Raw genomic sequence first — 22,185 nt, forward strand, 5'->3', positions numbered from 1 at the left:
GCAAGCCCGCTCCCACAGGAATTTCTGTTGTTCACAAGTTATGTGTCCAATACAAAAACCTGTGGGAGCGGGCTTGCTCCGGGCGGCGATCCGACGATTGGATCTCAGCAGCTAAACAGGATCAGGATCAGAACCACTCATCCTGCATCGTCAGGCAAACATCATCCCGAGCTTCCAATAATGTCAGCTCATGGTGACACCCAGGCACTTCCCACGTCAGGAAGTACCGCGCCGCCTGCAACTTGCCCTTATAGAAGCTCACATCCGCCGCATTGCCCTTGGCCAACCCTTCCTCGGCGCGGATCGCCTGTTCCAGCCAGCGCCAGCCGATCACCGTGTGGCCGAACACTTTCAGGTACAGCGCCGAGTTCGCCAGGCTGCTGTTGACCTTGCCTTGGGCCAGGTCGGTCAGCAGGCCGATGGTCACGGTCTGCAGGCGCGCCACCAGTTTTTCCAGCGGCTCGCGCAGTGGCGTCAGCGACTCGAATGCCTGGGCACGTTCGGCGGTGTCGGCGATCAGGCGGATCAATTGCTTGAGCCCAGCGCCACCGTTCTGCGCCAGTTTGCGCCCCAGCAGGTCCAGCGACTGAATGCCGTGGGTGCCTTCGTGGATCGGGTTCAGGCGGTTGTCGCGGTAGTACTGCTCCACCGGGTATTCGCGGGTGTAGCCGTGGCCGCCGAGGATCTGGATCGCCAGTTCGTTGGCCTTCAGGCAGAACTCCGATGGCCAGGATTTGACGATCGGCGTCAGCAAATCCAGCAGCTCGTGCGCCTGTTTGCGCTCGGCTTCGGTCGCCAGCGTCGTGGTGTCATCGAATAGCCGCGCCGCGTACAGGCCGAGGTCGAACGAGCCTTCGACGTAGGCCTTCTGCGTCAGCAGCATGCGTTTGACGTCGGCGTGGTTGATGATCGCCACCGGGGCGGTGGTCGGGTCCTTGCTGTCCGGCACGCGGCCCTGCGGACGCTCGCGAGCGTACTCCAGCGAGTACAGGTAGCCGGCATAGCCGAGCATCACCGCGCCCATGCCGACGCCGATCCGCGCTTCGTTCATCATCTGGAACATGTAGCTCAAGCCCTGGTGCGGCTTGCCCACCAGATAGCCGACGCACTCACCGTTATCGCCGAAATTCAGCGCGGTGGACGTGGTGCCGCGCCAGCCCATCTTGTGGAACAGCCCCGCCAGCAACACGTCGTTGCGCTGGCCCAGGCTGCCGTCATCGTTGACCAGGAACTTGGGCACGATGAACAGCGAAATGCCCTTCACCCCGGCCGGCGCGTCCGGCAGCTTGGCCAGCACCATGTGCACGATGTTTTCCGACAGCGAGTGATCGCCACCGGAAATGAAGATCTTGTTGCCCTTGAGGCGATAGCTACCGTCGGATGCCGGCTCGGCGCGGGTACGAATATCCGACAGGGAGGAGCCCGCGTGCGGTTCGGTCAGGGCCATGGTGCCGAAGAAGCGGCCGTCGATCATCGGTTGCAGGAAGCGCTGCTTCTGCTCGTCGGTGCCGAAGCTTTCGATCAGGTTGGCCGCGCCCATGGTCAGGAACGGATAAGAGGTCGAAGCGGCGTTGGCCGACTGGAAGTGCGAAAAGCAGGCTTGGGAAAGCAGGGTAGGAAGCTGCATGCCACCAGCGTCGAAACTGCGCGCGGCGTTGAGGAAGCCGGCTTCGAGGAAGGCATCCACCGCCGGTTTCACTTCCGGAATCAGAATCGCCTGACCGTTCTCGTAGCGCGGCTCGTTCTCGTCGCCCTTGCGGTTGTGCGGGGCGAAGAATTTCTCGGCGATGCTGCGAGCGGTACCGATGGCGGCATCGAAGGTTTCGCGGTTGTGCTCGGCGAAACGCTCACGCTGGGTCAGGCCCTCGGCATCGAGGACTTCATACAGCTCGAAAGCCAGATTGCGGGAACTGAGCAACGTCTCGGACATGGCGGCCTACCTTTTGTTGGAATGGGCCGAGTCTAGGCTTGCTGATAAAGACTGAACAGGATGATTGATAAGCGTGATGTTGGAGCCGAGCGCCGACTTAGCAAACACCCCAAAACACTGTGGGAGCTGGCTTGCCAGCGATGGCGGCAGATCAGTCAACATTGAGGGTGACTGACACATCGCTATCGCTGGCAAGCCAGCTCCCACAGGTTTTTTTGCTGACCAGGACACCTATGCGGTGTCCGGTTTATCGGGTTTAGCCGATGGTCATCAGGCTCGCATTACCACCCGCCGCAGCGGTGTTAACGCTCAACGCCCGCTCGATCACCAAACGCTCCAACGCAATGTTGGATTCGCCTTGCGACAGACCCTGCACGCCAACGATGGCGCCGGCACGCTTGGCAACCTGCTGGCACACCGCGCGCAACTGGTCGGAATGGCCGTGATGCAGAACCGCATCAAACACCACTTCGTCCTTGTTCCAGTCGGCAACCAACTTGATGCGCGCCTGAATATCCTTCGGCAGACGTGCGAACAGCGCCTTGGTCAGCTCGCCTTCAGGCCAGACCGCCGAACCGCCAACCGCCAGTACCGCAGCCAGCTGGGTCAGCAGATCGCCTTCGACTTCGGCCAGGCACAGTACGTGCTCGCGCGGCAGGATCGCATAGCTGTTGCGCTCGCCAGTCGGGCCGGCCAGTACGCGGGTGATACCGCTTTGCGATTGCGCGGCGAACTGCACGCACAATGTGCTCAGGTCGGCGAACTTGTTGCTGTCGGCCCAGGCTTTCAGGGCGGTCAGCGGCTTGCTCATGGCTTCGCGCAGACGAACGTCCGGTGCCACGGCAGCATCACCGCGAGCGAAGGATTGTTCGATGGCATCGGTAGGACGAGTCGACAGCAGGCGGTACAGGTACAGCGGGCCGCCGGCTTTTGGACCGGTGCCCGACAGACCTTCGCCGCCGAACGGCTGCACGCCGACCACGGCACCGACGATGTTGCGGTTTACATAGACGTTACCGGCATTGACGTTGTCGATCACCTTGGCGATGGTCTCGTCGATGCGGGTGTGCACGCCCAGGGTCAGGCCATAGCCGGAAGCGTTGATCTGGCCGATCAGTTGATCGATGTCCTTGCGCTTGTAGCGAACCACGTGCAGGACCGGGCCGAAGATTTCACGCTGCAGCTCGTCGAAGCTTTCCAGTTCGATCAGCGTCGGCATCACGAAGGTACCGCGTTTGACTTCTTCGGCGTCGGCGATGGCCACCTGGTACACGCTGCGACCTTTGTCGCGCATGGCCTGGATGTGTTTCTCGATGCCAGCCTTGGCTTCGGCGTCGATCACCGGGCCGATGTCCACGGACAAACGCTCAGGGTTGCCCAGACGGCTTTCAGCCATCGCGCCCTTGAGCATTTCGATGACGCGGTCGGCGGAATCTTCCTGCAGACACAGGACGCGCAGGGCCGAGCAACGCTGGCCGGCGCTGTCGAAGGCCGATGAAACCACGTCGATCACCACCTGTTCGGTCAGTGCCGAAGAGTCGACGATCATCGCGTTCTGGCCACCGGTTTCGGCGATCAGCGGGATCGGACGACCCTGGCTGTCCAGGCGGCCGGCGATGTTGCGTTGCAGCAAGCGCGCGACTTCGGTGGAACCGGTGAACATCACGCCTTTGACGCGATCGTCGCCCACCAGGCCGGCACCGACGGTTTCGCCACGGCCCGGCAGCAGTTGCAGCACGCCTTCCGGAATCCCGGCTTCGAGCAGCAGGCGCACGGCTTGGGCGGCAACCAGCGGAGTCTGTTCCGCAGGCTTGGCCAATACCGGGTTACCGGCAGCCAGTGCGGCAGCCACCTGGCCACTGAAGATTGCCAGCGGGAAGTTCCACGGGCTGATGCACACCACTGGACCCAGCGGACGGTGGGCGTCGTTGGTGAAATCGTTGCGTGCCTGCACTGCGTAATAACGCAGGAAGTCCACGGCTTCACGCACTTCGGCGATGGCATTGGCGAAGGTCTTGCCGGCTTCGCGAGCCAGCAGGCCCATCAGCGGCTGGATCTCGGCTTCCATCAAGTCAGCAGCACGTTCCAGGATCGCGGCGCGCTCGGCGGGCGGGGTGGCCTGCCAGATCGGTGCAGCGTTCAAGGCGCACTGGATCGCGTTGTCGACGTCTTCGACGGTGGCTTCCTGTACATGGCCGACCACGTCACGCAGGTCGGACGGGTTCAGCACCGGTGCCGGCGCTTCGTTGCTGGAGGCGCAACCGAGCATCGGCGCCGCTTTCCAGTGGTTGTGTGCGGTAGCGAGCAGTGCGCAGGACAGCGAAGCCAGGCGATGTTCGTTGGCCATGTCGATGCCGCTGGAGTTGGCGCGTTCCGAACCGTACAGGTCACGCGGCAGCGGAATGCGCGGGTGCGGCAGGCCGAAACCACCTTCCACGGTCGCCATCTGCTCGATCTGAGCAACTGGATCGGCCACCAATTCCTGGATCGAAATCGACTGGTCGGCGATGCGGTTGACGAACGAGGTGTTCGCGCCGTTTTCCAGCAGGCGACGAACCAGATACGCCAGCAGGGTTTCGTGGGTGCCGACCGGAGCGTACACGCGGCACGGACGGTTCAGCTTGCCTTCGGAAACTTTGCCTACAACCTGTTCGTACAGCGGCTCGCCCATGCCGTGCAGGCACTGGAACTCGTACTGACCCGGGTAATAGTTCTGACCGGCGATGTGATAAATGGCCGACAGGGTGTGGGCGTTGTGCGTGGCGAACTGCGGGTAGATGACTTCCGGTACCGACAGCAGCTTGCGGGCGCAAGCGATGTAGGAAACGTCGGTGTACACCTTGCGGGTGTAGACCGGGTAGCCTTCCAGACCTTCGACCTGGGCGCGCTTGATCTCGCTGTCCCAGTACGCGCCTTTCACCAGGCGGATCATCAGGCGATGACGGCTGCGGCGAGCCAGGTCGATCACGTAGTCGATCACGTACGGGCAACGCTTCTGGTAAGCCTGGATGACGAAGCCGATGCCGTTCCAGCCGGTCAGTTGCGGCTCGAAGCACAGGCGCTCGAGCAGATCCAGCGACAGCTCGAGGCGGTCGGCTTCTTCGGCGTCGATGTTCAGGCCGATGTCGTATTGCTTGGCCAGCAGGGTCAGCGACAGCAGGCGCGGGTACAGTTCGTCCATCACGCGCTCGTACTGGGCGCGGCTGTAGCGCGGGTGCAGGGCCGACAGCTTGATCGAAATGCCCGGGCCTTCATAAATCCCGCGACCGTGGGAGGCTTTGCCGATCGAGTGGATGGCTTGTTCGTACGAGGCCAGGTACTTCTGCGCGTCGTGCTCGGTGAGTGCGGCTTCACCCAGCATGTCGTAGGAATAACGGAAACCCTTGGCTTCGAACTTGCTCGCATTGGCCAGGGCTTCGGCGATGGTTTCGCCGGTGACGAACTGCTCGCCCATCAGGCGCATGGCCATGTCGACGCCCTTGCGGATCATCGGCTCGCCGCTCTTGCCGATGATGCGGCTCAGGGAGGAAGTCAGGCCGGCTTCGTTGTGCGTGGACACCAGCTTGCCGGTCAGCAGCAGGCCCCAGGTGGCGGCGTTGACGAACAGCGACGGGCTGTTGCCCAGGTGCGGATGCCAGTTGCCGGTGCTGATCTTGTCGCGGATCAGCGCGTCGCGGGTGCCTTTGTCCGGGATGCGCAGCAGCGCTTCGGCCAGGCACATCAGCGCCACGCCTTCCTGGGACGACAGGGAGAACTCCTGCAGCAGGCCCTGGACGATGCCGGCACGGCCGCCAGCGCTCTTCTGGTTGCGCAGTTTTTCCGCGATGGAGGCAGCGAGCTTGTTGGTGGCTTCCGCCATCGGTGCCGGCAGGCGCGCCTGCTCGATCAGCATCGGCACGACTTCCGGCTCAGGGCGACGGTAGGCGGCGGTGATCGATGCACGCAGCACCGATTGCGGCAGGATGCTTTCGGCGAATTCGAGGAAGCACTGGTGGGCGTGATCCAGAGGCGCATCGACGTTGTCGTCGGAATCCTTGGTCAAACCGCTCAGCTCGGTCAGGGTTGCACCACCCTCGAGTTTTTCCAGGTAATTGAAGATTGCCTGCTTGATCAGCCAGTGCGGCGTGCGATCAATCGAGGTCGCGGCAGCCTTGAGGCGTTCGCGGGTCGGGTCGTCAAGTTTGACCCCAAGGGTGGTGGTAGCCATGTTTTTATCCTCATGTTTGCCACGACTGCGTGGCATCAGCTGGCGGCAAGATTAGCCGTGCGACTGTTGAGGTGCAACCGGGTGCAACCCTTTTTTTGTCGGAATATTACGCAGTTCGTCAGGAAATAAATTCTGGTACGGCGGTGCTGCATTTGCTTGGTGCTTTTTAGGTTGGTCAGCGCTCTTTCTTGCTCCGAAAAGGAGCAAAAAACCGGCTTTGAAATTTATTTCCGACTGGGTGCAACTTATTCTCGAGAAACTGGTTGCACCTTATTTGCTTTGTTGAATAGCATTCGCGCCCAAGGTGCAACCCGGGAAACCCAGGTGCTCCGGCTGATGGCTTTCCTGGGGAAACATCAGTCATAAATGCGTGGCCCCCCGAATCGTCTGTCAAACGTATGCGTTTGCGAGCGGTTCACCAGCCGCCGCTACATAAAAACAAAGCCAGGGCGTAACTTAATGAGCGTAAGCAATCCAACCCTGATCACGTTCGTGATCTACATCGCAGCAATGGTGCTGATCGGCCTGATGGCCTATCGCTCCACCAACAACCTTTCCGACTACATCCTGGGCGGCCGCAGCCTGGGCAGCGTCGTGACTGCACTGTCCGCCGGTGCTTCCGACATGAGCGGCTGGTTGTTGATGGGCTTGCCCGGCGCCATCTACATGTCCGGCTTGTCCGAGAGCTGGATCGCCATCGGCCTGATCGTCGGCGCCTACCTGAACTGGCTGTTCGTCGCCGGCCGTCTGCGTGTGCAGACCGAGCACAACGGTGATGCGCTGACCCTGCCGGACTACTTCGCCAGCCGTTTCGAAGACAAGAGCGGCCTGCTGCGGATCATCTCCGCGGTCGTGATCCTGGTGTTCTTCACCATCTACTGCGCTTCCGGCATCGTGGCCGGTGCCCGTCTGTTCGAAAGCACCTTCGGCATGTCCTACGAGACTGCGCTGTGGGCCGGTGCTGCGGCGACGATTGCCTACACCTTCATCGGTGGTTTCCTGGCAGTGAGCTGGACCGATACCGTACAAGCCACCCTGATGATCTTCGCGCTGATCCTGACGCCGATCATCGTGCTGCTGGCTACCGGCGGTGTAGACACCACGTTCCTGGCGATCGAAGCACAGGATCCAAGCAACTTCGACATGCTCAAGGGCACCACTTTCATCGGCATCATCTCGCTGATGGGCTGGGGTCTGGGCTACTTCGGCCAGCCGCACATCCTGGCGCGCTTCATGGCTGCCGATTCGGTTAAATCGATCGCCAAGGCCCGTCGCATTTCCATGACCTGGATGATCCTGTGCCTGGGCGGCACCGTGGCCGTCGGCTTCTTCGGTATCGCCTACTTCTCGGCGCACCCGGACATGGCTGGCGCAGTCACCGAGAACCACGAGCGTGTGTTCATCGAGCTGGCCAAGATCCTGTTCAACCCATGGATCGCGGGTATCCTGCTGTCGGCCATTCTGGCCGCGGTGATGAGCACCCTGAGCTGCCAGTTGCTGGTGTGCTCGAGCGCCCTGACCGAAGACTTCTACAAGACCTTCCTGCGTAAATCCGCTTCCCAGGTCGAGCTGGTCTGGGTCGGTCGCGCCATGGTGCTGCTGGTTGCCCTGATCGCCATCGCTCTGGCATCCAACCCGGAAAACCGCGTACTGGGCCTGGTGAGCTACGCCTGGGCCGGTTTCGGTGCCGCATTCGGTCCGGTCGTACTGATCTCCGTGATCTGGAAAGACATGACCCGCAACGGCGCACTGGCCGGCATCCTGGTCGGCGCGATCACCGTGATCGTCTGGAAACACTTCGAACTGCTGGGCCTGTACGAAATCATCCCAGGCTTCATCTTCGCCAGCCTGGCGATCTACTTCGTCAGCAAAATGGGCACGCCGACTGCCGGCATGTTCCAGCGTTTTGCGGCGGCAGAGAATGATTACCGCTTGAACAAGTAATCGTTTGAGGTCATCCCATCGCGGATGAAAGAACGGCTCGCAGCCTCAGGTTGCGGGCCGTTTTTTTTGCACCCTTGATATAAGGAGCGGGCATTGGACTTCCAGTGTCCGTGGTCCTTTTCAGTCCTAATCGTGAGAAATTTCCTGATTTTCCCGGCCGTATTGAGTTTCCTCCCTGTCCACGTACTTTGCGTTAGCCCGCTCTTCCCGAGTCGGCGTTATCCATCGTTAGACGTAGCGCGCTTCCCACGACTGAGGCGCCAGTAGAGAGGGAGATCAGTAAATGGCAAAGGGATACTTCATTCGTGAGGGCGACAAGACCACCTGCGGCGGCAAAGTTCTGGAGGGCGATACTCACATCATGATGTTTGGCTTCGCCCATGCGCGCGACGGTGACCGGGTTTCCTGCGGCAAAGACAATAAAATCTACGTGATTGCTGGCGGTGTTTCCTACATCAAAAGCAATGGCAGGATGGTGGCGGGGTCGCTGGATAGCTTCAGTAGTTGTTCTTGCAGAGCCGGGCTTATCCCGTCGCAGGACACGGCGGGCTACCAGTCCGAGCGCAGTGCTGCACCACACACCACGCGAACCGCTACTGCGCAAGCCGAGCCTGTCGCTGCGAGGGCTCCGGTAGCGTCACGATCATCCAGCTTTGCGCCGATGCCAACACTTCCCGTGCCGGTGCGTGACAACAGCGCAGAGTTAGTAGAGCCGGGCTTCTACATCGTTCCGAAGAGCACCACCCGCGAACAGCTTGAGGCCTCGCTTTTCACTCTTCGCGACCCGGCAGTGATGGGCAAATTCGAATTGCTCAATCCCAACCTGCGCGACGTCAAAGCCGGCTCGCTGATCGTGCTGAGCGATCCCAATAACTACCAGTGCACCCGTGAAGAAGCGCTGCTTATGGATGTGGCAGCCAGGACCAATCAGGTGCTTGAAACGCTTAGCCCGGAAGAAGCGGATTTCATGGTGCAACACCGGGATGCCATTCAGACGATCTTGGCCTTCGGATCTGGCGCCATTGGCGTCGGCGCGAGTATTTTCAAAAATAATCTGGATAACGTCGGCAATGCCTTGAGGGAGATTGAAGTCTTGCAACAGACGACGCTCCAAAGAGATGGGCATCTGCGCTCGCCGGCCTTTTTTGTAGAGCGACAGCGTTTGCTTGCACAACTCAACAGCCATATGACGACGCTGACCCGCAAGGGAATTGGGTTTCCCGACCACATCAATTTGAAAAATATGCTGGGCATCTCCAGTCAAAGCCTGGTTTATCACTGGAGCAATGCCAGTCCTTCCGGGCAAATACCCGGTCATGCCACGCATCTAGAAGGTGTGGCGAAGGCTTCTAAATACGTTAAATACGGCGGTTGGCTAGGTACTGCTGTCGGTGGAGGGGTATCTGTCTCGAACGTTCAGGAGGTATGTGCTGCAGGGCGTGCCGAAGCATGCGAGCGAATCAGGTTTACTGAGGCGGGAAGCTTTTCTGGCGGGATCATGGGAGGTGCCGCCGCGGGCGCTGTTTTGTCGGTAAAGGCCACCGGTAGGCTCTGCATTGCACTCGGGGTAACTAATGGCGGCTTGGGGACCGGGGTGTGCACCGCTGTGACGGTAACAACAGGGGCCTTGGTGGGCGGAGTAGTAGGTAGCGGCGTTGGCGAGTGGATTGGTGACGTTATCTACGAGGCAACGAGATGAGCAAAACGGAGACGATATTCGGTTTTATTGGAGGCGGAATCCTCCTGCTGATTTTCGTCTGGATCGTAGTAGCACTTCATATGGCTTACACCAAGATAGATATACTTTTCGAGCACCTAAAAAACAGCCCAGCAATTACGGCTCTCGCTTTCTGGCGACGCGGCGGGCCATGGTGGCGGTTGAGGATGATCAGCAGCATTGCCCATTACGTCTCAGCACCACGTGAAGGTATCGAAAACGGCAGTATCAGTGCTGAGGACATAGAGAGTCTTCCAAAGCCAATAAAGTGCAAGCTGGTTATTTTGTGGCGGAGCGTAATATTACTCTCAGGTGCACTATTTTTAGTGTGGTGCATTGGAAAAATTATTGGCACGATTTAATAAAGCACGCACTGGGGCTGCTGCGAATTTTCCGGGCAAGGTCCTAGGACGTTTCCTTCAAAACGTAGCGGTTTTCATGAAGTGGTGCGATGCGAGTTCCATCGATAGTCTTTAGCGGCCACTGACAATTCAGTGGTGGGGTGTAGGAACCCGTTAAGACCATGAGACACGCTTGGCATCGACACCTGATTTGCGGCCACTAACGTGCGACCGTAAGATCTGTTGCGGCGGCTGTGCGCGGGCACGCTTCGGCGTGGTCGAGTTCTCTGGTCTCGATATTCCTACCCCGCGTATGGCTGCCACCCAAGCCCGTAGGAAGGCCGATGGTAGTCCCACTTCTACCAGAGGTTAAAAAATGAAAACAATTTATCCCGACCCACCCTACGAAAAACCAACTCCCTATCCCGACAACCGCTTCATGGCATTGACCAGCAACTGCACCGACATGCCCACCCTGTTCGTCGATACCCAGGCGCCACTCGACATCCTCGCCGACACTGCCAACTACAGAATCCGCGCAGTCACCCAAGTGCTTGAGAATCTGTCCATGCGCGGTTCGATCGAGTGCGAGTCCTTCATCCTCAGCGATTTCGCCTTGCTCTGCGCCATTTCGTTGCGCGATGGCTGTGATGTGCTGGAAGTGGTTGGGCGGCGGTTGCGGGCGTAGCCTTCGCAGTAGCGGCAAGTACGCCTGATATCTGTAGGAGCCGGCTTGCTGGCGATAGCGGTGTGTCAGACGTTATCCATGTTGATTGATACACCGCCATCGCCAGCAAGCCGGCTCCTACAGGTTTGCGCCCTTGCAAGTCATTTGTCAGGGCCGCTTGGCCGCCAATCCCTGACTTGCCGGCCGGTAAAAGGTAAACTTCCCGGCCTGCGCAGGAGCAATCATGAATTATCGTCACGCCTTCCATGCCGGCAATCACGCCGATGTGTTCAAACACCTGACCTTGACCCGCCTCATCGCCCTGATGTCGCGCAAGGAGCAGCCGTTTGCCTATCTCGACACCCACGCTGGCATCGGTCTGTATGACCTTCAGGGTGATCAGGCCAGCCGTACCGGCGAGTACCTGGAAGGCATTGCGCGTTTGTGGGATCAGCCGGATCTGCCGATCCTGACCGCTGATTACATGCAGGTGCTGCATGAGATGAACCCGGATGGCCAGTTGCGCTATTACCCGGGGTCGCCGGAGCTGGCGAGGCGCCTGACTCGTCCGCAGGACCGTGTGTTGCTCAACGAGAAGCATCCGGAAGATGGCGTGCTGCTCAAGGACAACATGGCCGGTGATCGCCGGGTCAAGGTGCACCTGGGCGAAGGCTGGCATGTGCCCCGGGCCTTGCTGCCCGTGCCGGAGAAGCGTGCGGTGATGCTGATCGATCCGCCGTTCGAGAAGCTCGACGAGATGCAGCGCTGTGCCGCGTCGCTGAAAGAGGCGATTGGCCGGATGCGCCAGACCGTGGCGGCTATCTGGTACCCGGTGAAGGATCAGCGCGCGCTGCGTCGTTTCTACCAGGACCTGGCCGGTACCGGTGCGCCGAAGTTGTTGCGCGTGGAGTTGCTGGTGCATCCGCTGGATACGCCGAACAGCCTGAACGGTTCCGGGCTGGCGATTGCCAATCCGCCGTGGGGGCTGGAGGAAGAGTTGCGTGAACTGCTGCCGTGGTTGTCCGAGAAGCTTGGCCAGACCCAGGGTGGCTGGCGGATGGATTGGTTGATTGCCGAGTAATGCTCGGCCCGTAGGAGCCGGCTTGCTGGCGATAGCAGTCCAGAGTTCACCGCTGGACAGTCTGCCGCCATCGCCAGCAAGCCGGCTCCTAAAAGTGCTTTGTGTCAGATCGGGCAGGTCACGCCCGTACCGCCAATCCCGCAATAACCTTCAGGGTTCTTCGCCAGATACTGCTGGTGATACGCCTCGGCGAAATAAACCGTTGGGGCTTCTTCGATTTCGGTGGTGATGACGCCTTTGCCGGCCTTGGTCAGTTCGACCTGGAACACTTCTTTGCTGTGTTCGGCGGCGGCCAGTTGCGTCGGGTTGGTCGCATAGATCACCGAGCGATACTGGGTGCCGATGTCGTTGCCCTGGCGCATGCCCTGGGTCGGGTTGTGCAGTTCCCAGAACATCTTCAGCAATTCTTCGTAACTGACTTTTGCCGGCTCGTAGACCACCAGCACCACTTCGGTGTGGCCGGTCAGGCCTGAGCAGACTTCTTCATACGTAGGGTTTGGCGTGAAGCCGCCGGCGTAACCCACCACGGTGCTGACCACGCCTTCACGCTGCCAGAAGCGACGTTCTGCGCCCCAGAAGCAGCCGAGGCCGAAGATTGCAAAGTCGACATCGGAGGCGAACGGGCCCAGTAGCGGGGCGTCGTGGACGAAATGTCTTTCCGGCAGGTTCATCGGGGTTTCGCGGCCAGGCAGAGCTTGTTCTTTAGTAGGGAGCACGTTTTTGTTCACCAGGATTTCCGAGCGCAGAACCATGATCAGTCCTCTCAGTCAGGATAATTAGACAGACAAACAGTTTGCCCGAGAGTTGGGTCGCTGTCAGGCGATTGGGCCACGCGGGTAGCGTTTGAGCTTTTCGATCAGCTCGTTGCCCGGGATCGGACGGTCGAACAGGTAGCCCTGGCCGACGTCGCAGCGGTGACGGCGCAGGAACGACAACTGCTCGGCGGTTTCGACGCCTTCAGCCACGACCTTGAGCTTCAGGTTGTGGGCCATGGCGATCACCGCGGAGGTGATTTCCATGTCGTCCTGGTTGTCCGGGATTTCGTGGATGAAGCTTCGATCTATCTTGATGATGTCGATGGGGAATTTTTTCAAGTAGCTGAGCGACGAGTAACCGGTGCCGAAGTCGTCCATGGCCAGGGTCAGGCCCAGGCGCTTGAGCTGGTCGAGCTGCAGGTGGGTGTCTTCGGTGGCTTCCAGCAGCAGGCCCTCAGTCAGCTCAAGCTCCAGCAAATGAGCCGGCAGGGCTTCTTCCTTGAGGATGTTGGCGATGGAGGCCACCAGGTCCGGATCGGAGAACTGCTTGGGCGACAGGTTGATCGCCACTTGCAGGTTACCCAGGCCGGCGGCGGTCAGCGCTTTGCTCATGCGGCAGGCCTGGCGGGCGATCCATTTGCCGATCGGAATGATCAGGCCGGTTTCTTCGGCGACGCTGATGAACTGGTCAGGGCGGATCATGCCCTTTTCCGGATGGTCCCAGCGCAGCAACGCTTCCATGCCCAGCAGGCGACCGCTGCGCAGGCACAGCTTGGGCTGGTAGAACACATCAAGTTCGTTCTGGGTCAGGGCGCGGCGCAGGTTGTTTTCGACGAACAGCTTGTAGCTGGCCTCGGCGTTCAGCGCTTCGGTGAACACTTGCACCTGGTGTTTGCCGTTGGCCTTGGCCTTGTGCAGCGCCAGGCCGGCGTTGCGCATCAGGGTTTGCGGGTCGCGCCCGTGCAGCGGCGCGCAGGCCAGGCCCACGGAGCCGGTGACGCTGATCAACTGGTTGTCGACGAACATCGGTTTGTCGAGGGTCGCCAGCAGTTGGTTGGCCACTTGCTGGCCCACCGTGAGGTCGCTGTTGTCCAGCAATACGGCGAATTCGTTACTGGCGAATCGCGCCAGGCTGCCGCTCGGGATCAAGCTGTTGCGTAGGCGCCGGGCCAGGCTGATCAGCAGTTTGTCGCCGGTCTGGTGGCCGAGGCTGTCGTTGATCCGCTTGAAGTTGTCGATGTCCACCAGCAACAGGCTGATCGGCGCGTCGCTGTCCCGGGCGAAGCGTTCATCGAGGTTGCGGATGAAGGCCGGGCGGTTGCCGAGATTGGTCAGGTTGTCCGTGTAGGCCAGGCGCTCGATGCGCTGCTGGGCCAGCTTGGTCTGGGTGATGTCTTCGTAGATGCCGATGTAGTGGGTCAGTTCGCGGTTGTCGCCGTAAACCTTGGAGATCGACAACTGGCCCCAGTAGGGTTCGAGGTTTTTCCGGCGGCTCTTGAATTCGCCCTGCCAGCTGTTGCTCTTGGCCAGCGCCGAGGGCGCGTCGAACAGCAGTTCGCTGAGGTTCTCCAGGGCCGGTAGTTCCGACAGGCGCTGACCGTGCACTTCTTCGGTTGAATACTGGGTGATCGCGGTGAAGCTCGGGTTGACGTACTCCACCACGCCATCGCAGTTGACCAGCAAAAAGGCGTTGGCACTCTGTTCGACGGCACGCTGAAACAGGTGCAGGGCGCTGGTGGCGGTTCGGCGGTTGTGGTTGCTGATGACCTGGGCAAACTGGTCGGCGAGTTCGCCGGCGAAGGCGATTTCATCAGATTGCCAGGCGCGGGTCGCGCCGGTCTGCTCCAGGCACAGAACGCCAACGACCTGGCCATCGACACGGATACTGGCGTCGAGCATTGCGTTGACGTCGCGCGGGCGCAGGCTCTCGGCCATCTCCCGGGTGCGCGGGTCGCGCATGGCGTTATGGGCGTCGATGGCGCGGCCGGTGTGCAAGGCGTCGAGGTAATCGGGGAAAACGCTGACGTCGATCGGCTGCGGCAGCAGGTATTCCTGATTCGCACGGTGATAGGCCGAGATCGGCACCAGCATCGAGCCTTCGAGGCTCCACAGGCTGGCGCAGTCGATTTGGTAAATGTCGCAGGCGCTGCGGGTGATCAGCTCGGCAGCTTCGCGCAAGGAGTTGTTGCTGCTGTAGCGTTGACGGGTCAGCAGCAGGATCAGGTCCTGCTGGGCACGTACCCGGTCCAGATGCAGCAGTTGCTCCTGCTGGGCGCGCTGATTGAGCTCCAGGGCGATTTGCAGGCGCGAGTTCTGGGTTTCCAGATCCAGGGCCGGTTGCAGCGGGTCATCCTCGAACAGGCCGTCAATGACCAGCAGGTAGCCGCGCAACAGGTGGCGATTGTGTTGTTTGTAGGCTTCGCCCAGCTCCAGCAGATTCAGGGAGCCCGAGGCCGTGTGCAGGGTGTAGCGGATCAGGTAATGCGTGCTTTGGGTCAGCTGTTGCTGGATCGCATCGTGAAGTTGATAGCGCGCTTCCGGTTCCATCAGGCTGGCGTAGGGCGAACCCACCAGCGCACACAGCTCCACGGCCGGCAGGCCGAACTGGCGTTCGCAATTGGGATCGAGAAACAGCAGCGCCCAGCTGGGTTCATTAAGCCGTTCGAAACGCAGCATGCCGAGCCGCGAGGGCACAGGCAACTGCGTCACTACCTCGGCCACCATACGGCTGGCGGCATCGGGTTGGCTTTTCATGGAGGGAAACTCGCTTCGAATATGCTGAACGCGCTGGGCTCACGCCCTCTTTACTGTTGCCTGCGGCAAGGTTGCATCATTGCGACACCGACTGACAAGAGAGATGAAGGCCAAGTGCTATAAGAATATGTCGGCAGGTGCGAAGATTTCTGCAGTTTCCAGTAAAAAGTATTGCTATTGATCAGATCGCAGCCTTCGGAGTCGTCTCGAAGGCCGTGATTTTTGCCGTCAACGCAATTCAATGCCTGTCGATTGCAATAGCTTGCCATCGCGATCGTGGTAATTGACCCGGATGCGTTTTGCGTCGATGACCAGATGCGCGAAGTTATCCTGACTGATGACTTTACCGGTCAATTCCTGCCGATATTCGCCTGCGGCGGTGCGTGCCAGCGGACGGTCGAGGATAAAGCCGGATTGACTGGCATAGGGCAGCAGCCTGGAGTTGCACAAGGGCGACGAAACGATGGTGTGCACTTCGAAGTCCGGGTCTTCGCTGTGGGTCAGTCGGCTGGTCATGGAGGCGTGGACGTCACCGGCAACGAATATGACATTCTTCAGCCGGTGCGTACGAATGGTCTCCAGCAACCGCAGCCGTTGCTCGGGAAATCCGGCCCAGGCGTCATCCCCGTTTTGCCTGGCATCGGGGAAGAACATCACGCTGGTGACCACCAGTTTGACCCGCGCCGGGCTGTTGATCAGCCATTGGCACAGGGCATATTCCTGTTCGACATCCAGCAGGCGCCGATCATCGGCCGATAGATTGCGCCGGGTGCGACTATCGGTGACAAACCATTCGATATCGCCATCGGTGAACTGATACCAATAGTGCTTCGCCAGTCGGCTGATCCGGCCGTCGTCAAGTAATTCAAATACCGGGCTGTGGCTGGCTTGATATATCTCATAAGCACTTATGGCGTTGTTATATAAAATATCATCGCCTGATCTTTTCTTGTCTGGCCAGTTGTCTTCAATTTCGTGATCGTCGAGGATCATGTAAGTCGATACATTGGCCATTAATCTGGAAATATGTGGCTGAGAGAACGCCGCACGGTATTTCGCGAGTATTTGCTGATATTCACGATCAGGCGCGAAAAAATTCAAATCGTCGACATAGATCTGATCGCCAGCCATCAACATCGCGCTGACCGGAGGGTCGGCTTGTTCTGCCAATTGCGCAATCGAGGCGAATATCCGGTCGCCCCACTCTGGCGCCGACGCAACGCCGGCGGTCATTCTCAGGTAGCGGCATGAACCGACGAAATAGCCACGTGGCGTGGTGGACGTGGCGGAGCGCGTACGCAGGCGATAGAGTTCCTGCGGCCATCGCAGCGGCAGTTCCTGCAGTGAATCTGCGGTGTGCCCGGCACTCTCGGTACTGAACCAGCCGGCCTGGTATTCATATTCGGTATCGGGCGCGAGGTTATCGAGAACAAGGACATCGGACATGTCCTGCAGACTTGTCAGTCTTGTAAAGATGGTTTCGATCCATTGTTCATGCCCGGATTGCCGATAACGGATGCCGGCAAATACGGGTGCACTCTCTTGCGCTGCGCCGCGCACAAATATACGCGCATGATTGGTTGTAGTGTGGCCACTAATTGGCCCAACAGTTGGTTTTAACATGTTTGAGTCCATTCGCTGCCAGTTAATGGGTAGTTGGTTGTTTCGGATGTAATGGAGGGTATTCAGCCAAGACTAGTTATTTGGCCTGAATAAATATCTGGCAGAAATGGATTCGAGTTGTGGGCGATATCAGCCACAAATGTAGGAAGGCGTATGAAACAGGAACTTCATGCAATCCCGGGAAACACCGACAACGCAATACCTGTAGGAGCCGGCTTGCCGGCGATGGACTCAAGTGCGCCGCGTTTATCCGGTTTACACGCGTTATCGTTAACGACCATCGCCAGCAAGCCGGCTCCTACAAGGGACCATGCCCACGCTGAAAATGAAGTGACCTCCAAGCCAGTGAAATAACCAAAAAAAAGCCCCGCCAAATTGGCGGGGTTGAGGTACGAGCGTGGCGCTCGGAAACGTGGAACGCAACTGGCCCTCCGGTGAAGGAGGGCCGGTCGGTGTTACAGGAGCATGGTGCGGATGTCGCCCAACAGGTCGCTCAGACGCTTGGTGAAGCGTGCGGCAGCGGCGCCGTTGATCACACGGTGATCGTAGGACAGCGACAGTGGCAGCATCAGTTTCGGCTGGAAGGCTTTACCGTCCCAGACTGGCTGGATGGTTGCCTTGGAAACACCGAGGATCGCCACTTCCGGCGCGTTGACGATCGGCGTGAAGCCGGTGCCGCCAATGTGGCCGAGGCTGGAAATGGTGAAGCAGGCGCCTTGCATCTCGTCCGACGAGAGCTTCTTGGTCCGGGCTTTTTCAGCCAGGGAAGCGGCCTCGGCGGCCAGTTGCAGCAGGCTTTTCTGGTCGACGTTCTTGATGACCGGTACCAGCAGGCCATCCGGGGTGTCGACGGCGAAGCCGATGTTCACGTATTTCTTGCGGATGATCGCTTTGCCGCTTGGCGCCAGCGAGCTGTTGAAGTCCGGCAGTTCCTTGAGCAGGTGCGCACAGGTCTTGAGCAGCAGCGGCAGGACGGTCAGCTTGACGCCGGCCTTCTCGGCAACGGCTTTCTGGGCAACGCGGAACGCTTCGAGCTCGGTGATATCCGCCGAATCGAATTGCGTCACGTGCGGCACGTTCAGCCAGCTGCGGTGCAGGTTGGCGGCGCCGACCTGCATCAGGCGGGTCATCGGCACTTCTTCGATTTCACCGAAGCGGCTGAAGTCCACGACCGGAATCGGCGGGATGCCCGCGCCACCGGTTGCGCCAGCAGCAGCGGCCGGTGCTTCCTTGGCCTTTTGCATCATGGCCTTGACGTAAACCTGCACGTCTTCCTTCAGGATGCGACCGTGTGGACCGCTGGCGCCAACGGCGTTCAGCTCGACGCCGAACTCGCGGGCCAGTTGACGCACGGCAGGGCCGGCGTGAACTTTTGCACCAGGCTTGGCTGGAGCAGCGGCCGGGGCAGCAGCAGGTGCAGCGGCGGCAGGAGCAGCAGCTGGAGCCGCTGCACTCGGAGCAGCAGCGGCAGGTGCCGGTGCAGCGGCCGGAGCGGCGCCTTTGACTTTCAGCTTGAGGATCAGGTCGCCGGTGCCGACTTCGTCATCGAGCTTGATGGAAACGCTTTCCACCACGCCAGCGGCAGGCGATGGAATTTCCATGCTGGCCTTGTCGGACTCCAGGGTGATCAGCGACTGGTCGGCCACAACGGTGTCGCCGGCCTTGACCAGGACTTCGATGATCTTGGCCTTGCCCGACGAACCGATGTCCGGAACGTGGATGTCCTGAACGCTGTCGGCAACCGGTGCAGCCGGAGCTGCTGTAGGAGCAGGCGCAGCGGCGGCAGCTGGAGCGGCAGCCTGGGCCGGAGCAGCTGCCGGTGCCGCAGCACCTGCCACTTCCAGGTCCAGGATCAGGTCGCCAGTGCCGACTTCGTCGTTGAGCTTGACGCTGATGGCCTTGACCACGCCAGCGGCAGGCGACGGGATTTCCATGCTGGCCTTGTCGGATTCCAGGGTGATCAGCGACTGGTCGGCCACAACGGTGTCGCCGACCTTGACCTGGATCTCGATGATCTGGGCCTTGCCCGACGAACCGATGTCCGGCACGTGCACTTGCTGAACGCTGGCGGCAGCCGGCGCAGCAGCAGGTGCCGCGGCGGCAGGGGCTGCAGCCGGCTTGGCTTCAGCCTTGGCCGCTGGTGCAGCGGCAGCCGCAGGAGCAGCAGCGGCACCTTCGACTTCCAGCTCGAGCAGTTCGTCGCCTTCTTTCAGGCGATCGCCCAGCTTCACTTTCAGGCTCTTGATGATACCGGCCTTCGGCGCAGGCACTTCCATGCTCGCCTTGTCCGACTCAAGTGTCAGGATGCTCTGGTCGGCTTCGATACGGTCGCCGACCTTCACAAACAGTTCAATTACTTCACCTTCACCGCTGCCGATGTCAGGTACGCGAATGAGTTCGCTCACAGAATCTCTCCTCAGCAGTCCAGTGGGTTGCGTTTTTCCGGGTTGATACCGAACTTGGCGATGGCTTCAGCCACCACTTTAGGTTCGATGTCACCACGGTCAGCCAGTGCTTCCAGGGCTGCCAACACCACGAAATGACGGTCGACTTCGAAGAAATGACGCAGTTTCTTGCGGCTGTCGCTGCGGCCGAAACCGTCGGTGCCCAGGACTTTGAATTCCTTGGACGGTACCCACTGACGGATCTGCTCGGCGAACAGTTTCATGTAGTCGGTCGATGCGATGACCGGACCTTTACGGCCGTTCAGGCACTCTTCCACAAAGCTCAGCTTAGGCTTCTGGCCCGGGTGCAGACGGTTGGTGCGCTCAACGGCCAGGCCGTCGCGACGCAGTTCGTTGAAGCTGGTAACGCTCCACACGTCGGCGCCGACGTTGAACTCTTCACGCAGGATCTTCGCTGCTTCACGGACTTCACGCAGGATGGTGCCGGAGCCCATCAGCTGAACGTGGTGCGCCGCTTCGCGGTTGTCTTCTTCGAGCAGGTACATGCCTTTCTTGATGCCTTCTTCGGCACCGGCCGGCATGGCTGGCTGCTGGTACGACTCGTTCATCACGGTGATGTAGTAGAAGACGTCCTGTTGCTCTTCGGTCATCTTCTTCATGCCGTCCTGAATGATCACCGCCAGCTCGTAGCCGTAGGTTGGATCGTAGGTGCGGCAGTTCGGGATGGTCGAGGCCAGCAGATGGCTGTGACCGTCTTCGTGTTGCAGGCCTTCACCGTTCAGGGTGGTACGGCCGGCGGTGCCGCCGATCAGGAAGCCACGGGTACGGCTGTCGCCAGCGGCCCAGGCCAGGTCACCGATACGCTGGAAGCCGAACATCGAGTAGAAGATGTAGAACGGCAGCATCGGCTGGTTGTGGCTGGAGTACGAAGTACCGGCAGCGATGAAGGAGCTCATGGCGCCCGCTTCGTTGATGCCTTCTTCGAGGATCTGGCCCTTCTGGTCTTCCTTGTAGAACATCACTTGGTCTTTATCGACTGGCTCGTAGAGCTGGCCGACGGAGGAGTAGATGCCCAACTGACGGAACATGCCTTCCATACCGAAGGTACGGGCTTCGTCCGGGATGATCGGCACGATGCGCGGACCGATTTCCTTGTCCTTGACCAGTTGCGCGAGGATGCGCACGAAGGCCATGGTGGTGGAGATTTCACGGTCGCCCGAGCCGTCCAGGATTGCCTTGAGGGTATCCAGTGGCGGAGTCGGAACGCTGAAGCTTTGCGCGCGGCGCTGTGGCACGAAACCGCCCAGTGCGGTACGGCGCTCGCTCAGGTAACGGGCTTCGGCGCTGCCTTCTTCCGGTTTGAAGAACGGCAGGTTTTCCAGTTCATCGTCCTTGACCGGGATGTCGAAACGATCGCGGAACAACTTCAGGCTTTCGACATCGACCTTCTTGGTGTTGTGCGCGGTGTTCTTCGCTTCGCCGGCACCGGTGCCATAACCCTTGATGGTCTTGGCCAGGATGACGGTTGGTTGTTCTTTGTGGTTGACCGCTTCGTGGTACGCCGCGTAGACCTTGTACGGGTCGTGGCCGCCACGGTTGAGCTTCCAGATCTCGTCGTCGGACAGGTCTTCGACCATCGCCTTGAGTTCCGGCGTGTTGAAGAAGTGTTCACGTACGAACGCGCCGTCTTTGGCTTTGTAATTCTGGTACTCGCCGTCGATGACTTCGTCCATGCGACGTTGCAGGATGCCGTCGACGTCCTTGGCCAGTAGTGGGTCCCAGAAACGGCCCCAGATGACTTTGGTCACGTTCCACTGAGCACCGCGGAACACACCTTCGAGTTCCTGGATGATCTTGCCGTTGCCGCGAACCGGGCCGTCGAGGCGCTGCAGGTTGCAGTTGATGACGAAGATCAGGTTGTCCAGCTTCTCGCGGCCGGCCAGGGAGATCGCGCCCAGGGATTCCGGCTCGTCGCACTCGCCGTCGCCCAGGAAGCACCAGACTTTCTGTTTGCCCGGCTGGATGAAGCCACGGTGTTCCAGGTACTTCATGAAGCGTGCCTGGTAGATCGCCTGGATCGGGCCCAGACCCATGGATACGGTCGGGAACTGCCAGAAGTCAGGCATCAGCCAAGGGTGCGGGTAGGACGACAGGCCCTGACCGTCGACTTCCTGGCGGAAGTTGTTCATCTGGTCTTCGGTGATGCGGCCTTCCATGAATGCGCGGGCGTAAACGCCTGGCGAGGTGTGGCCCTGGAAGTAGATCAGGTCGCCGCCGTGTTCATCGGTCGGGGCCTGGAAGAAGTAGTTGAAGCCGATGTCATACAGGGTCGCACTGGAAGCGAAGCTGGAGATGTGACCGCCGAGGTCAGAATCTTTCAGGTTCGTACGCATTACCATGGCCATCGCGTTCCAGCGTACCAACGAGCGAATGCGGCGTTCCATGAACAGGTCGCCAGGCATGCGTGCTTCGTGGGTAACGGGGATCGTGTTGCGGTAAGGCGTGGTGATGGCGTAAGGCAACTGCGAACCGCTGCGGGTCGCGAGTTCACCCATACGGGTCATCAGATAGTGAGCACGGTCTTCGCCTTCTTTGTCGAGAACCGATTCCAGGGCGTCCAGCCATTCCTGGGTTTCGACGGGATCGAGGTCTTGCATGGCTTGCTCCAGGGCGGAAAGGCTACCAGAATCGGTTGCCTGAGTTAGCGACTGGCCTTGTGGGCAGACGTTATGAATTCTTGGATTGCCGACAGGTTGTTCCG

The 22,185-nt window shown here is 59.9% G+C and carries 12 protein-coding genes; 5 read left to right on the top strand and 7 right to left on the bottom strand.

Going from position 1 to position 22,185, the window contains the following annotated elements; all coding sequences use genetic code 11:
* Window positions 1-127: 127 nt before the first annotated feature.
* Entirely contained in the window at window positions 128-1,930 is a 1,803-nt protein-coding gene (locus tag AB4O16_RS18635; protein WP_460155514.1) for an acyl-CoA dehydrogenase, read from the bottom strand.
* 256 nt (window positions 1,931-2,186) lie between these two features.
* Window positions 2,187-6,137: a trifunctional transcriptional regulator/proline dehydrogenase/L-glutamate gamma-semialdehyde dehydrogenase gene (gene putA / locus AB4O16_RS18640; RefSeq protein ID WP_160390579.1), complete on the bottom strand. Its 3,951-nt coding sequence runs from the start codon at window positions 6,135-6,137 to the stop codon at window positions 2,187-2,189.
* Window positions 6,138-6,596: 459 nt separating this feature from the next.
* Here putA and putP point away from each other — a divergent pair, with 459 nt between their 5' ends.
* The 5 genes from putP to AB4O16_RS18665 all read left to right on the top strand — a co-directional run bounded on the left by putP (window position 6,597) and on the right by AB4O16_RS18665 (window position 11,887).
* Complete coding sequence (gene putP, locus AB4O16_RS18645) at window positions 6,597-8,081, top strand: sodium/proline symporter PutP (RefSeq protein ID WP_460155515.1); 1,485 nt, start codon at window positions 6,597-6,599, stop codon at window positions 8,079-8,081.
* Between the two features lie 283 nt (window positions 8,082-8,364).
* On the top strand, window positions 8,365-9,780 hold the full coding sequence (locus tag AB4O16_RS18650; protein ID WP_460155516.1) for a PAAR domain-containing protein: 1,416 nt from the start codon (window positions 8,365-8,367) through the stop codon (window positions 9,778-9,780).
* Window positions 9,777-10,160, top strand: coding sequence for a hypothetical protein (locus tag AB4O16_RS18655; RefSeq protein ID WP_160390576.1), 384 nt, complete (start codon window positions 9,777-9,779; stop codon window positions 10,158-10,160). The genes AB4O16_RS18650 and AB4O16_RS18655 overlap by 4 nt, the downstream gene beginning before the upstream one ends.
* 355 nt (window positions 10,161-10,515) lie before the next feature.
* Entirely contained in the window at window positions 10,516-10,827 is a 312-nt protein-coding gene (locus tag AB4O16_RS18660) for a hypothetical protein (protein ID WP_160390575.1), read from the top strand.
* Window positions 10,828-11,050: 223 nt separating this feature from the next.
* Window positions 11,051-11,887, top strand: coding sequence for a 23S rRNA (adenine(2030)-N(6))-methyltransferase RlmJ (locus AB4O16_RS18665; protein ID WP_108216288.1), 837 nt, complete (start codon window positions 11,051-11,053; stop codon window positions 11,885-11,887).
* Window positions 11,888-11,991: 104 nt separating this feature from the next.
* Here AB4O16_RS18665 and msrA read toward each other — a convergent pair whose 3' ends face one another.
* From msrA to aceE, 5 genes are all read right to left on the bottom strand, one after another.
* A complete protein-coding gene (msrA, locus tag AB4O16_RS18670) occupies window positions 11,992-12,639 on the bottom strand; it encodes a peptide-methionine (S)-S-oxide reductase MsrA (protein WP_160390574.1) in 648 nt (215 codons plus the stop codon).
* Window positions 12,640-12,702: 63 nt separating this feature from the next.
* Complete coding sequence (locus AB4O16_RS18675; protein WP_160390573.1) at window positions 12,703-15,396, bottom strand: putative bifunctional diguanylate cyclase/phosphodiesterase; 2,694 nt, start codon at window positions 15,394-15,396, stop codon at window positions 12,703-12,705.
* 228 nt (window positions 15,397-15,624) lie between these two features.
* On the bottom strand, window positions 15,625-17,019 hold the full coding sequence (locus tag AB4O16_RS18680) for an alkaline phosphatase D family protein (protein ID WP_460155517.1): 1,395 nt from the start codon (window positions 17,017-17,019) through the stop codon (window positions 15,625-15,627).
* Between the two features lie 455 nt (window positions 17,020-17,474).
* Window positions 17,475-19,424, bottom strand: coding sequence for a dihydrolipoyllysine-residue acetyltransferase (gene aceF / locus AB4O16_RS18685; protein ID WP_160390571.1), 1,950 nt, complete (start codon window positions 19,422-19,424; stop codon window positions 17,475-17,477).
* Between the two features lie 11 nt (window positions 19,425-19,435).
* The gene (aceE, locus tag AB4O16_RS18690; protein WP_160390570.1) at window positions 19,436-22,081 is read right to left on the bottom strand and encodes a pyruvate dehydrogenase (acetyl-transferring), homodimeric type; all 2,646 of its coding nucleotides are present in this window, start codon (window positions 22,079-22,081) and stop codon (window positions 19,436-19,438) included.
* Window positions 22,082-22,185 lie beyond the last annotated feature (104 nt).

It is taken from the genome of Pseudomonas sp. S2_H10 (assembly GCF_054668285.1).

Coding starts and splice junctions, on each gene's coding strand:
- AB4O16_RS18635 (WP_460155514.1), bottom strand. CDS start 1,930: ATGTCCGAGACGTTGCTCAGTTCCCGCAATCTGGCTTTCGAGCTGTAT.
- putA (WP_160390579.1), bottom strand. CDS start 6,137: ATGGCTACCACCACCCTTGGGGTCAAACTTGACGACCCGACCCGCGAA.
- putP (WP_460155515.1), top strand. CDS start 6,597: ATGAGCGTAAGCAATCCAACCCTGATCACGTTCGTGATCTACATCGCA.
- AB4O16_RS18650 (WP_460155516.1), top strand. CDS start 8,365: ATGGCAAAGGGATACTTCATTCGTGAGGGCGACAAGACCACCTGCGGC.
- AB4O16_RS18655 (WP_160390576.1), top strand. CDS start 9,777: ATGAGCAAAACGGAGACGATATTCGGTTTTATTGGAGGCGGAATCCTC.
- AB4O16_RS18660 (WP_160390575.1), top strand. CDS start 10,516: ATGAAAACAATTTATCCCGACCCACCCTACGAAAAACCAACTCCCTAT.
- AB4O16_RS18665 (WP_108216288.1), top strand. CDS start 11,051: ATGAATTATCGTCACGCCTTCCATGCCGGCAATCACGCCGATGTGTTC.
- msrA (WP_160390574.1), bottom strand. CDS start 12,639: ATGGTTCTGCGCTCGGAAATCCTGGTGAACAAAAACGTGCTCCCTACT.
- AB4O16_RS18675 (WP_160390573.1), bottom strand. CDS start 15,396: ATGAAAAGCCAACCCGATGCCGCCAGCCGTATGGTGGCCGAGGTAGTG.
- AB4O16_RS18680 (WP_460155517.1), bottom strand. CDS start 17,019: ATGTTAAAACCAACTGTTGGGCCAATTAGTGGCCACACTACAACCAAT.
- aceE (WP_160390570.1), bottom strand. CDS start 22,081: ATGCAAGACCTCGATCCCGTCGAAACCCAGGAATGGCTGGACGCCCTG.